This window comes from Engelhardtia mirabilis, assembly GCF_007748095.1.
Classification (GTDB): domain Bacteria; phylum Planctomycetota; class UBA1135; order UBA1135.
Genome location: NZ_CP036287.1, coordinates 4433078 through 4445777 on the forward strand (window position 1 = coordinate 4433078; position 12700 = coordinate 4445777).

The following is a 12700-nucleotide window of genomic DNA, read 5'->3' on the forward strand; positions in this document are numbered from 1 at the left end:
TGGCGAGCCGAGGAGTGCCAGCTCGAGGTGCCGCAGACTCTCCGTCGCTCGAGGGACCGCGCTCTCGGCGCACAGTGCGACGTGATCCGAAGGCTCCTCGCCCGCCTCTCGCGATGCGACAGGCCGGGGCCCCGCCGGCTGCGACCGAGGGAAGCGGTACGCGCCGGCAGGGGCGGCCGGAAAGGACCGATCCGCGGCGGATCAGCCCGCCGCGTCGCCGACCATCAGGTCGGTCATCAGCTTGGCCAGGTGGCCGGGGTCGGGCACCGGGGAGCCCTCGGCCAAGAGGGCCTGGCCCAGCAGCAGCTCGCAGTAGTCGCCGAAGCGCCCGCCGTCCGACTCGCGCAGGCCCTCGAGGCGCTTGACGATCGGGTGGGTCGGGTTCAGCTCGAGGGTGCGCTTGGCCATGGCGGGGCCGAAGGACTGGCCGGACTCGCGCATCATGCGTTCGACGTGGGGCGCCATGGAGTGCTCGGCGGAGACGAGCACCGCGGCGGAGTCGGTCAGGCGGGTGGAGAGGCGCACCTCGGAGACGTGCTCTGCGAGCTTCTCCTTGACGCCCTCGAGCAGGCCCTCGAGCTCCTTGGATTGCTCTTCGAGCTTCGCCTTGGAGTCCTCGTCGCCGAGGTCGACCTGGCCCTTGGCGATCGAGCGCAGGGGCTTGCCGTCGAACTCGTCCAGGCGCTGCAGGGCGAACTCGTCGACCTGGTCGACCATCAGCAGCACCTCGTAGCCCTTGGCCTTGAAGGCCTCCAGGTGCGGCGAGCGGCGGGCGGCGGTCAAGTCGGGGGCCGACAGCACGTAGATCGCCTCCTGGCCCTCGGGCATGCGACCGACGTACTCATCGAGGCTGGTCAGCTCGTCGCCGGCGGTGGTGTGGAACAGGCAGACCTTGGCCAGGTCCTCGCGCACGTCGTCGTCGTAGTACAGGCCCTCCTTGATCACCGCGCCGAACTGGCCCCAGAACTTGACGTAGTCCTCGCGGCGATCGGCCAAGAGCGTCCCGAAGGCGTCGAGCACCTTGCGGGTCAGGCGCTTCTTGATCTGACCGAGCTGCCGCGCGTGCTGCAGGGTCTCGCGGCTGACGTTGAGGGGCAGGTCGGAGGAGTCCACCAGGCCGCGCACGAAGCGCAGCCAGACCGGCGCCAGCTCCTCGCAGTCGTCGGTGATGAAGACCTTGCGGACGTAGAGCGAGATGCGCGACTTGGCCTCGGTCGGGTCGAACAGCCCCATCGGCTTGCGACTCGGCAGGAACAGCAGGGCTGTGTACTCGGTCGTGCCCTCGGCCTTGAAGTGGATCGTGTCGAGGGGCGGCTCCCACTCGCGGGTGAGGTGCTTGTAGAACTCGGTGTACTCGTCCTCGGTGATGTCCGCCTTGGAGCGCGTCCACAGGGGCCGCATGGAGTTGAGCGTGACGGTCTCGCGCACGGTCTCCATCTCCGGCTCGGCGTCGTCGTCCTCCTCGGCGTCCTCCGCCTTGGCCACCGGCTGCTGGCGCTCGATCTCCATCTCGATCGGGTACTCGACGAAGTCCGAGTAGCGCCGGATCACGTCGCGCAGGACCCACTCCTGGGTGTAGTCCGCCGCGCCGGCCTCCTCGGCGTCGATCTCGCGCAGCTTCAAGGTGATGCGCGTGCCACGCGCGAGGCCGTCGGCCTCCTCGAGGGTGTAACTGCCCTCCCCCGCCGACTGCCAGCGCACGCCCTTGTCGGAACCGGCGCGGCGCGTCTCGACGGTGACGTCGTCGGCCACCATGAAGGCGGCGTAGAAGCCCACGCCGAACTGACCGATCAGCTCGGGCACGTCGGCCCGCTCACCCTTGTGCTTCAGCTCCTCCAGGAAGCGCCGCGTGCCGGAGGAGGCGATCGTGCCGATGTTGGCGATCACCTCGTCGCGATCCATGCCCACGCCGTTGTCGACGATCGTGAGCGTGCGGGCGTCGCTGTCGGGCACCAACTCGATCCGCAGGCGGGCGTCGCCCTCGAGCAGGGCGGGGTCCTTCAGCGCCTCGAAACGCAGCTTGTCGAGGGCGTCGGAGGCGTTGGAGACGAGCTCCCGCAGGAAGATCTCCTTGTGGGAGTAGAGCGAGTGGATGACGAGGTCGAGGAGCTGGCGCGCCTCGGCCTGGAACTCCATCGTGGCTGCTTGGGCGGTCATCGTTCGTCGGTTCAGGAAGGCCGTATCGGGGTGATCTGGGTTCGCCGGGCCCCCTCCGGGGGCCGCCCGCGCGGACTTCGGCGCGCGGGGGCGAACCGCACACGATAGCGGGCGCCGAGCTGAAGGCAAAATCGCCCCATTCCACCGCCCCCCGCCCAGCGGGGTAGCTTTGAGGGTCGGCGGCCCCCGGGGGGACCAGGGGCGCCTGACGTGCGGGGACCGGGGATCCCCTAGCCATGACCAACCGATCGACTGGTACCGGAAACTTCTTCCTGCTGGCCCTGGGCGCCACCGCAGGCTCGCTCGCGGGATGCGGCGGCAGCGCGGGTGTGCCCGCCGGACCGCCCGCCCAGGTGCCGACGCTGACCTACAGCGACGGCAGCTTCGTCTACCTGGCCGACGTGATCGGCCCGGCGATCACGCCCGTCTCGCAGCCCAGCGGCACCACCGGCTTCAGCATCAGCCCCCCCCTGCCGGCCGGCCTGCTGCTGGATCCGCTCACGGGAGCGATCACCGGCATCCCCACGGATCCGGCCGCGCCGACCGTCTACACGATCACGGCCCTGGGCGCCGACCTCACGGCCGACGTCGAGCTGGAGGTGCGCGACTCGTTCGGCGCGCCGCGCTTCGCCTTTGGCCTCGACTGGGGCCAGGGACGCATCCAGACCTGGCGCGTGGACGGCGAGAGCGGTGAGCTCGTTGCCGGCGCGACGTCCCCGGCCGACCAGTTCCCCTTCCGCGGCGCGGCCGACCCCCTGGGCCGCTTCCTGTACGTGGCCCACTTCGGCACCGGCAGCATCGGCGTCTACGAGATCGACCAGGAGACCGGGGCCGCGACGATCGTCCAGCTCCTGCAGCTCGGCTCGGCCACAGTTGACCTGACGATCAGCCCCGACGGGCGCTTCCTCTATGCCGCCGACTTCGGTCTCGACGTTGTCGCCCTGTTCGAGATCGACGCGACCACTGGCCTGCTGGCGCCCACCGCGCAACTGCTGCCGATCAGCGACCCCAGCGGCCTGGCCCTGAGTAGCGACGGACAGAGCCTGTACGTGGCCAGCCTGACCGGCAACCTGATCGCGGCCTTCGACCTGGATCCCGTCAGCGGCGGCTTCGTGTCGGCGCGCGGCACGGTGATGACCCCCGGGCCCTTCGACCTGGCCCTGACGCCTGACGGCAGCGGGCTCTACACCTGCAACTTCGGCGTCAACGCGATCACGGCCATCGGTATCGACGGCGCCGGCGTGATGACGCGCCTGGACAGCTACCTGACTGCGGCCCAACCGGTGAGCCTCAGCGCCAGCATGGGCGGCGAGCGCCTGACCGTGTCGACCTTCGCAGGGGGCACCCTCGAGAGCTTCAAGATCCTGGCGGACAAGCGCCTGACCGCGACCTCGGTGCTATCCACCGGCGGCAACATGGCCTCGGTGGCCGAGCTGGGCGTGGCCGACCGCGTGCTCGCGCCGCTCTTCGACCGGTCCCTCGCAGCCACAGCCCTGCCCGCGACCGCCCTCGCGGCACTGGTCGACGGCACGCGCGAGATGGCCGCCGGCAACCCCGTGGACCTGATCCCGGTCAGCACCTCGCGCCCCGCGACCCTGGCGCCCGATCGCGTCTACTCGGCCAACATCAGCGCCGGGGACGTCAGTGCCCTGGCCTTCGACGAGGTCCTGGCCCAACTCGACTCGATCGCCGCGCCCAAGGCTGCCGGCGCCAAGCCGAGCGACCTGGCCATCTCGCCCGACGGACGCTTCCTCTACGTGGCCGAGGAGCTGGCCGGTCAGGTGCTGGGCTTCCGCCTCGATTCGACCAGCGGCGCCCTGTCGCAGCCGATCGCCACGGCCAACGCGGGCTTCCTGGTCCGCGCCCTGGCCATCTCCGGCAATGGCAAGCGCCTGATCGCCGCAGGCAACAGCGGCGTGACCCTGTTCGACGTCGACGTCACGACCGGACAAGTCGTGGAGCTCGACACGACGCCCGCGGGCCTCGCCCCCGACGACGTGGACCTCGACGCCAGCGGTCGCTTCGTCTACGTCGCCAACCGCAACTCCGGCGACATCTCCGTCTTCGACACCTCCAGCGGCAGCCTGATCGAGATCGCAGGCTCGCCCTTCGACAACGGCTTGACCTCCGGACCGCGCTCGTTGTCGCTGTCGCCGGACGGTGGGCTGCTCGCCGTCTCGAGCTCCAACCTCAACCGCATCCGCGTGCAGCGCGTCGATCGCAACACGGGGGCGCTCAGCTTCGCGCAGGACCTGATCATCGGCCTCGATCCGCGCGGCCTCGACTGGTCCCTGGACGGGCGCAACCTGTACGTGGCCCTGGCCGACGCCAACGCCGTGGCCGTGGTCGCCCGCGCCGACAACGATGCCCTGAGCCTCGTCACCACCCACTCCGCCGGACTCGACACCAAGTCGATCGACGTCGACCCCTCGGGTGAGCTGCTGTACGCCGCAGCCTTCAACTCGAACACGATCGAAGTCTTCGCCATCGGTGCGGCCGGCAGCCTGACCCACGTCGACTCCGCGCCCTTGGGTGCCGGGGCCGGCCCCGACGCCGTCCTCAGTCGCGCAAGGTGGCGCGACCTGGAATGACCTCCTGACCCCCCCCTCCACCGCGGCCCCGAACCGCGGTCGCCGAACGCACCCCCCTCCCCCCGACGGCGTTCGGCACCGCAGCGCGAACCCCCTCTAGCGCTGCGACGACGAAGCGACCCCCGTCGGCCTCACGGCCGCCGGGGGTCGCGCCTGTTCGGGCGGTGCGCTTCGAAGCGGGATCGGGCCTCTCCGGGCTTCACTCGATGATCGGCCAGACCTCTGCGCGGTCGGTGCCCCGCGCGTCCCTGGGGATGCCTTGCGCCGCAAGGTCTGGTGTTGCGGGCGGCCGACGCTCGACAGCGAGTTCCCTCTGCGGGACAGGCAGGACCCACGCTCGCGCGTGGCCACTGGACGTGGTCCGTTCGATCGGGCGGTCGTGGTCGTTAACTCCCTTTCGAGTCGTGCGTGGTCGCACCGCCCTCGACTCGAGCCCCGGCACGCCTGGCCCCGGGCCTCGCCACTTCCAGGCGTCGCAATTGCGAGCCTGACCCAGCCCCCCGACGGAGGAAACCCATGTCGAAGACATCCCAGCTCGCCTGCCGCTTCGCGAGCGTCGCCCTACTCCTGGTCACCTGCGCCTGCAGCACCGCGCGCATGTCGATTCGCATCGAGCCGCCTGGCGTCGGCATGGCCGACGTCACCGTCGACAGCAAGCGCGCCAAGCAGCTCGAGCAGGGCGAGTACGAGGCCCGCGTGTCGGTCGGCAAGGACGAGGTCCGGACCGTGGCCGTGGTGGCCAAGTCCGAGCAGGGCGTGCGCGAGGAGGTCACCGCCGAGGTCTCGAAGGACGGTGTGAACCGGGTCACGATCACCATGCCCGCGCGCGTCGAGATCCGCGTGGAGAGCGGCTCCGTGCGGGACTTGATCGTCGATGGCCAGCCGGTGCGCGACTTGAAGCTCCCCTATGCAGCCAACGTCCCCGTTTCCGCCTCGGGCCGCGAGGTCGTGGTCGAGGCCACCGGCGCGAGCGGCCTGCGCACCCGCGAGAGCGTCAGGTTGGTCCCCGGCCAGAGTGAGAACATAGGCCTCGAGCTCGAGCTGGCGGCGCGCCTGAAGACCGACCGACGGGACCTGTCCTTCGGCGACGAGGTCGTGTTCGACGCCTCCGAGTCGTCGCCCAAGGGCGCGATCAAGGAGTACGAGTGGTCGTTCGGCGACGGCACTCCGCCCCAGCGCACGACGGAGGCGATCGTGCGGCACACCTACGACTACAAGCGTGAGTTCGCGGATCCCCAGAGCTTCGGTGTGACCCTTCGTGTCGTCGCCGACGACGGCAGCACGAGCCAGACCAACGACACCCTCGAGGCCGTCCTGCACCGAGAGCCCTTGCAGGTGGCGGTCGAGACCTACCCCGCGGCGCGCGAGCTGCTGCGCGTGCAGGCACCGATCCAGTTCCGACTGGTCCCCAAGGCCGGCTTCCACCCGCGCGACGTCCGCGACGTGGTGCTGTCCTTCGGCGACGGGACCTCCACCGCCACCGATCCCGCGCAAGAGGGGGTCACGATCGACTTCGACGGTGACCAGCCGCGCTCGATCCTGGTGGAGCACACCTACCAGGCCCCGGGTCGTTACGAGCTCGAGCTCTCCTATGGCCACGCCACCCTCGGCTTGGAGGGTCCCTACCAGGCACAGCTCGAGACCCCGGGGTCGAAGCGCTCCACCGAGCTGGCCGTGACGATCCTGCCCCGCTACCTGAGCACCGAGGAGCTGCGGGGCCTGGCCTGGCAGGACGCCTACTCCAAGCTGCGCGGGGTCCTGGACCAGATCGAGCCGGAGAACGCCTCCGAGCCGGGACAGCTCCGCATCGCGCTGACGTCCTTGGAGCAGGCCAACTACGAGTCCGACCTGGCCTTCAAGGCCGTCCTCGAGCGACTGACGGAGCTGATGGTCGCCGACGGACGCAACGTCCTCGAGCGCTCGTCGGCCGTCATGGCGCGGCTCGCGCCGGAGTCCGTGATCGACATCAGTCGACGCACCTCCGAAGGCGTGACCGCCAAGCGCGACTACCAACCCCACCTCGAGTACGGCTTGGTCACCGGCGGGGGCGAGCGGGGTCAGCCGCTCGAGTACGGCATTCGGATCGAGGGCACGGACGATCGCCTGGTGCACCAGCAGGTGGCCGACACGGCGGCGGGTGAGTCCACCCGGCAGCAGGAGGCTTCGCTGCGTACAGGGGGTGATCGCGGCGGGGCGAACCTGAAACGGACCAGCGAGGACCTGGAGGCGACGGTGCGCGAGGCCGCGCTGACCATGGCGCGTCGGGACCTGCCGGTCCTGGTGGCGCGTTTCGAGACGGCCGACGTGCTCGTGGCCGTTCGAGCCCAGGAGCCGCCGGAGGAGTGGATCCCGGAGTTCCGCTTCAGCGACGCCCTCGGCGAGTCCCTGGCCCAGGAGCGTGTGCGCGTCGAGCTCGACGTGCGCCTGCTCGATCGCGGTGGACGGATCCTCGACGTCAGGCAGATCGAGGGTCAGGCCAGCCAGTTGATGCCCCAGCGACTGGCTGCGCAGCCCTGATCCCGACCCGGAGCGGGCGGGTCCCCGTGACCCGCTCGCCCTGCGGCTCAGTCCGCGTCGCGCACCAGGCGGAAGGTGTGGGTCGTCGCGCCGCGCACTCGCTCCGCGGTGGCGGACCCCGCCTCGAGGCGGGCGGCGCGGGCGAAGATCCCCGTGGGCGCGTCGTCGCACCAAGCGAGGTCCGTGGGCTCGTGCGCCACGGCGCCCCCCTCGATCAACTCGGCCAGCTCCCGCAGCTCGCCCAGGTCGGGGAGGCGCCAGGCCGACGCGCCGGACGGCAGATCGATGTTGGCTCGCCTCAGCACGGACGCCGCGTCCTCGAAGGTGCCCCGATCCGGTTCCGCCCGCCACTCACGTCCGCGGTACCGGACGTTGCCGGTCGCCGTCCGAGTCCAGCCTGGCGTCTGCGCCCGCCCAACCTCTTCGGCCAGGCCCGCATCGCTCGTGGACGGGGGCATGTCCTGCCCGCCTGCAGGCAGGGACTCGGTGGGCTCGATCGCCGGGGTGGCCCCCACCGGGTCTGCCCCGCCGAGCGCGTCGAAGAGCAGGTACAGGGGACCGAGCGCCACCGCCAGGGCGAGCAGGATCACAGGGGCGCGGGCCAGCCGGCGCCGCTCCCCCGCCGCTTGCGCGGGCCGCTGCGCTGCCTCGACCCGCCGGGCGGGGGCCGGCACCGAGACCTCGCGCTCCAGTAGGAGCCCCACGCTGCGAACCAGCTCCACCAGGTGAGGCTCGAGGGGCGCGCTCGTCGCATCCAGCCAGTGGTGCTTGCTGATGAAGTACTCGAGCAGCTTGGACGGCCGGACGTCCTCGACGCGCAGGGTCACGATCGGCAGCTCGCCGGAACCGGCCCGTTCGACTTCGCGGTGAACTTGCTTCGAGCCATTGCTGGCGTCGGAGAGCACCAGCACCAGGACCTTGGCGGCGCCGAGGGCATCGATGATGGAGGCGCTCCAATCGGCGCCGGCGAGGATGTCCCGCGGCGCCATCCAACACACGATCCCGGCCGCCTCGAGCTGCTCGCAGACGCGATCGGCAATCCGGCGGTCCACGTTCGAGTAGCTGATGAAGACTTGGTGCGTCATGGCGATCCGTGGCACCCCGCTCATTCCCCAGGCAAGGGGCGGTCCAGGGGCATGATCCACTCGGCCGGCGCGAGACTGCGGGGCTGGGCGACCAGGTCGACCTCGGGATCGATCAGGAGCTGCGGCTCGCGGCCGTTGAGGGACACCAGGGCCTCGACGCGGATCTCCACCTCGCCCAGGCCCTCCTCAAGCATGCGCTGGGCGGTGATCAGCGCGAACTGGTGGGCCAGGTCGGGCCACTGGCCAACCTTCTCCCGTTGGCGGGTGCTCAGGGTCGAGCCCTGGTCGACGACCCATTCGCGACCCGTTGCCGGGTCGGTGGCGAGGAAGCGCGTCGACACCGTGTCCTTGTCGCGCAGCTTCATGCGCCAGGAGAAGCAGTGACCCTCTTCGGTCCAGTTGACGTTGCCCGGGTACAGCCAGTGGCGCAGGGGAACCGCGAGTTGCACGACGAACCACAGGGCCAGGAAGCCAGTGAGCCAGCGCCCCACCCGCGGCGCGCCGACGCCCGCTGCAGCGCCGCGGTGGCTCGGGCTCCGTGAAGGCCCCAGAGGCGGAAAGAGCAGGCACAGGCGGCGCGGCCAGTCGGGCGACAGGAGCAGCGTCGTGGCCCCCAGCATCAACACGGGGAAGATGCCGATGTCGAAGAGCCACTTGTTGGTGACGTGGAAGAACACCGAGAGCAGGACCGCGAGCAGTCGCGTGCGTCGCCAAAGCAGCAGGGGCACGACGGTCAGGTCGAACAGGAAGCCACCCCAAGCGAAGACCGGAACGGCGATCGACTGACCGAGGAGCGGTCCGATCAACGGAAGCTCGTCGCGGGCACGGAGCCAGGCCCCCATCGGCGCGCCGCGCAGCCAGTCGCCGTTCAGCTTGGCCAGGGCGGCGTGCAGGTACACCACCGCGATCTGCCCGCGCAGGAGCCACAGGCTCCAGGCCGGCACGGTCTCCGAACGCAGGCCCGGCCTGCGCAGGGCGTCCAGGGACGCTCCCCGATGGGCCGGAACCAGCGCCATCAGGAAGCACAGGATCAGCGTCAGGTATAGGTGGTTCAGGTAGCGCGTCTTGTCGAGCAGGAACCAGTAGGCAAAGCCGACGAAGAGCAACGCCGAGCAGAGGCGATAGCGGTAGCCGACTGCGACGCCGAGGGCCAAGAGCCCCACCACGGCGAAGTGCACGTACATCCAATCGCCCGGCCAGGCCTGGACCCAGCCGAAGCCGAGGTACTTGAAGTGCACCTCGCGCGCGATGTAGTAGGTCCGGATCCAGCCGTTGTCGAAGAAGCGCCAGACCTCCCAGAAGAGCACGGCGCCGAACAGAACGCGGAAGACGGCCAGGGAGGCCACATCGACCGGAGTGGCAAGCGCTCCGCGGAGGCGGTCGAACCGGCTCGCAGTACGACTGTCGTCGTGCGCGCCGCTCCGGGTGGTCGGTTCGGGGTTGGGCATCGCTCGGAGCAATGGACCGGCGCATGGCGGTCCGAGAAGGCTGCGAGCTTCGGTTCGAATCCGCCTTCCGTCAACGGTCACCCTCGCGACCGGTGGCGATGGGCGGATCGCCCCTGAACGGCCAGACGCCCGGCCCCCATCGCTGGGTGCCGGGCGCCTGGCGCTCGCTGGGCCCCCGAGGGGACCCGCTCGATCACTCCGCTCCGGAGCCGACAGTCTTGGGCGCGCGCGGATCCTTGCTGAGCGAGCGCGGATCGGTCGTCGGCTTCTGCTTCGGACGCAGGGCCGGGTTCACGTGCAGGCCGTTGGGCTCGTAGATCTGGAAGCCGAAGCCGCTCCAGTAGTCCTTGGCGAACAGCACCGGGTGGGTCGTCGCGTACTCCACGTACTTGTCGACCTCCGCGTTGGTCAGACCCGTGGTCCGGGTGTACTCCACGTCGGAGAAGGCCTTGCGACCGTGGCGGTCGTGGACCTGGATGTCGGCGATGCCGTAGCGCTCGGGCTTGAGCGTCATCGGCGAGCCCATGGTGAGCTCGAAGGAGGCCAACTGGACCGTCTTGTAGAGGTCCGTGTTGTCGAGCAGGAAGTTGATGTTCTCTTCCATCTCTTCCTTCGTCTCGCCGGGGGTGCCGAGGATCATGAACAGGTGCACGTTGAGGCCGACTTCCTTGGCGTCACGCAGCACACGCCAGACGATCGGGATCTCGACGCCCTTCTTGATGATGTCCTGGACTCCCGGGGAGATCGACTCGAGGCCGAAGAGCAGCACGTGGCAGCCGGCCCCGTGCATCATCTCCAGGTACTCCTTCGTCATGCACTCCTCGAAGCGGATCATGCCCGACCAGTTGATGTCGAGCCCCTCCTCGTGGACCAGCTCGCAGAAGTCCTCGATCGTGGGAGGGTAGATCGACTCGTCGGCGAAGAAGAAGTGACGGACGTTGTACTTGGCCTGCAGCGTCTTCACGTCGTCGATCAGCTTGACCGCGCTGCGATCCCGCATGGCGCCGACACCCAGGGACCAGAAGTGCGCGCAGAAGGTGCACTTGGCCCAGTAGCAACCGCGGTTGCCCATGATCGGCAGGCGCACCGGCCGGTCGAGGTAGTGGTCCAGGGGCAGGTCGTCGTAGTCGGGCGCGGCGAAGACGTTGATGTCCCGCACGCGGTCGCGCTTGTGCTCGACCCGCACGCCGTCCTTCATGTAGATCAGGTTCGGCGCGTCCTCGAGCTCGCCCTTGCCCTCGAAGTGCAGCAGCAGGCGGTGCAGCGCGTCCTCGCCCTCGTAGCGCACCGTGTAGTCGAACTTGGCCAGGATCTCGTCCTCGAGCCACTCCGAGTCGTAGGTCTCGGAGATGTAGCTACCGCCCAGGATCAGCTTGGCGCGCACGTTGTGCTTGCGCAGCACCTCGGCCAGGATGATCGCGGTGTCGTACTGCCGCTGCACCGACACCGAGATGCCGACCACGTCGTAGTTGCCGTCCTTGACCATCGGCACGACGTAGTCCTCGTAGTAGGACTCAAGCGCCTTGTGGCCGAGGTTCAAGTAGTCGTTGAACAGGTAGCCCAGTCGCAGGTGGAGCTTCCAGAAGACGTTCTTCTCGCGGAGGCTGAAGAACTTGGGGTACGACTGATACGGGTAGTACCAGATCGCCATCATCTTCAGGATTCCCTGGGCCGTCCGCCGGTAGCGGATCTTGCCGTCCTCGGGGAACTGCTCGTTAACCGGCGTGTCGCGGCGGAACTTCTCGAAGAAGGCCAGGTCGCGCAGCTCCCAGCGGGTCATCAGCCACATGGCCGGGAGCCCGAAGAGGTGCAGGAAGAGGCGCTTGTAGAGCGGGCCCGTCTTCGGCGCGTGCTTGATGCCCTCCTTGAAGAGCCGCGACATGCGCTTGTACCCGTCGGCCTTCTGGGACGCGTAGTAGAGGTCGAGATCCAGGTCTCGCTGGTGGGTGTCGGGGTAGCCGACCTTCTTCAGGTGGGCGACAAGGGCCGGCACACCCATCCACGGCGCATCGCAAGGAGAGTCACCGGGCGCATGGAGCAGGAGCGTCTTCATGTAACAGCGAGCCGCGCGGGGGCGGTGGTAGAGGGGTCCGAGACGAGGCCGTGCGGGTCCCACCCGGGGGGCCGGTCGTCGGTGGACGATTCTCGATAGGGGGAGGAGCTGGGCAGATCCCTGGGGGACCCGAAACCATAGCATCCCTCACGTAACCTGGCGATTTTCGCGGCAAGTCCGTCACAGGACCTCGGGGTCGCCCGATCGGCCCGCTGGCCCCTTCCCGGCCCCTCCAGGACCCGACCGCCACCGCCGGCAGCCCGACGATCGATGCCCTGGTCCAGGCTTGTCGGGGAGCGGCCCTACCGCGCCGGCTCGAGGACTGCTCCGTCGCGGGTCGAGACCCTGCCCTCGCGTCCTCACGCGCCAGATCGGGCGCCTCAGGGCTACCGGATCGCCGTCGCGCGCCGCTGGGACCTTCGACGTCACTCCCCCGGGTAGGCCAGACTCTCCTCGAGGAAGGCCACGACCTCGAACCAAAGTTCCGAACCCGGCTCGATCACCGGTGGGGCCTCGCGTCGGCGCGCTTCGCCGAGAGCCTCGTCCAAGCGCCGCACGATCGGAAACTCGTCCAGGTCGAAGGCGAACCGGCGATTCTCCGCCCCCACGAGCCGACTGAAGACGAAGTCCGCATCCGTGACCGGGGGCTCCTGCCGGCCCGGAACCAGCACGGTGTAGCGATTCTCCGAGGACATCCGCACCGCAATCGCCTCCAGGCAACCGCGGCGGGCGTAGCCACAGAAGGGCTCGTCTTGCAACGTCGCCAGGGCCTTCTCGATCTCCTCGTGGGGCGTGGACAGGACTCCCGACTCGACCGCGACGGAGCTCGGTGCGACCGCCACGCCTGTC

General features: G+C 69.5%; 7 protein-coding genes. 2 read left to right on the forward strand and 5 right to left on the reverse strand.

Going from position 1 to position 12700, the window contains the following annotated elements; all coding sequences use genetic code 11:
* Positions 1–201: 201 nt before the first annotated feature.
* Positions 202–2157 carry a molecular chaperone HtpG gene (gene htpG, locus Pla133_RS16405; RefSeq protein ID WP_145067158.1) on the reverse strand — a complete coding sequence of 652 codons (1956 nt, stop codon included), beginning with the start codon at positions 2155–2157 and terminating at the stop codon, positions 202–204.
* 236 nt (positions 2158–2393) lie between these two features.
* On the opposite strand from htpG, the gene Pla133_RS16410 reads away from it, so the two are divergent.
* Positions 2394–4748, forward strand: coding sequence for a beta-propeller fold lactonase family protein (locus Pla133_RS16410; RefSeq protein ID WP_145067160.1), 2355 nt, complete (start codon positions 2394–2396; stop codon positions 4746–4748).
* 516 nt (positions 4749–5264) lie between these two features.
* Positions 5265–7265 (forward strand): PKD domain-containing protein, encoded by a 2001-nt coding sequence (locus Pla133_RS16415; protein WP_145067162.1) that lies wholly within the window; start codon positions 5265–5267, stop codon positions 7263–7265.
* A gap of 47 nt (positions 7266–7312) precedes the next feature.
* Here the strand turns inward: Pla133_RS16415 and Pla133_RS16420 are convergent, their stop codons facing one another.
* From Pla133_RS16420 to Pla133_RS16435, 4 genes are all read right to left on the reverse strand, one after another.
* On the reverse strand, positions 7313–8350 hold the full coding sequence (locus tag Pla133_RS16420; protein WP_419191612.1) for a toll/interleukin-1 receptor domain-containing protein: 1038 nt from the start codon (positions 8348–8350) through the stop codon (positions 7313–7315).
* A 20-nt stretch (positions 8351–8370) separates the two neighbouring features.
* Positions 8371–9696 (reverse strand): HTTM domain-containing protein, encoded by a 1326-nt coding sequence (locus Pla133_RS16425; RefSeq protein WP_419191613.1) that lies wholly within the window; start codon positions 9694–9696, stop codon positions 8371–8373.
* Between the two features lie 295 nt (positions 9697–9991).
* Positions 9992–11851 carry a B12-binding domain-containing radical SAM protein gene (locus Pla133_RS16430; protein ID WP_419191614.1) on the reverse strand — a complete coding sequence of 620 codons (1860 nt, stop codon included), beginning with the start codon at positions 11849–11851 and terminating at the stop codon, positions 9992–9994.
* A 425-nt stretch (positions 11852–12276) separates the two neighbouring features.
* Positions 12277–12693 (reverse strand): hypothetical protein, encoded by a 417-nt coding sequence (locus Pla133_RS16435; RefSeq protein ID WP_145067170.1) that lies wholly within the window; start codon positions 12691–12693, stop codon positions 12277–12279.
* Positions 12694–12700: the final 7 nt, after the last annotated feature.

Excerpts from the sequence above, each read along its gene's own strand:
- htpG (WP_145067158.1), bottom strand. The coding sequence starts at position 2,157 with ATGACCGCCCAAGCAGCCACGATGGAGTTCCAGGCCGAGGCGCGCCAG.
- Pla133_RS16410 (WP_145067160.1), top strand. The coding sequence starts at position 2,394 with ATGACCAACCGATCGACTGGTACCGGAAACTTCTTCCTGCTGGCCCTG.
- Pla133_RS16415 (WP_145067162.1), top strand. The coding sequence starts at position 5,265 with ATGTCGAAGACATCCCAGCTCGCCTGCCGCTTCGCGAGCGTCGCCCTA.
- Pla133_RS16420 (WP_419191612.1), bottom strand. The coding sequence starts at position 8,350 with ATGACGCACCAAGTCTTCATCAGCTACTCGAACGTGGACCGCCGGATT.
- Pla133_RS16430 (WP_419191614.1), bottom strand. The coding sequence starts at position 11,851 with ATGAAGACGCTCCTGCTCCATGCGCCCGGTGACTCTCCTTGCGATGCG.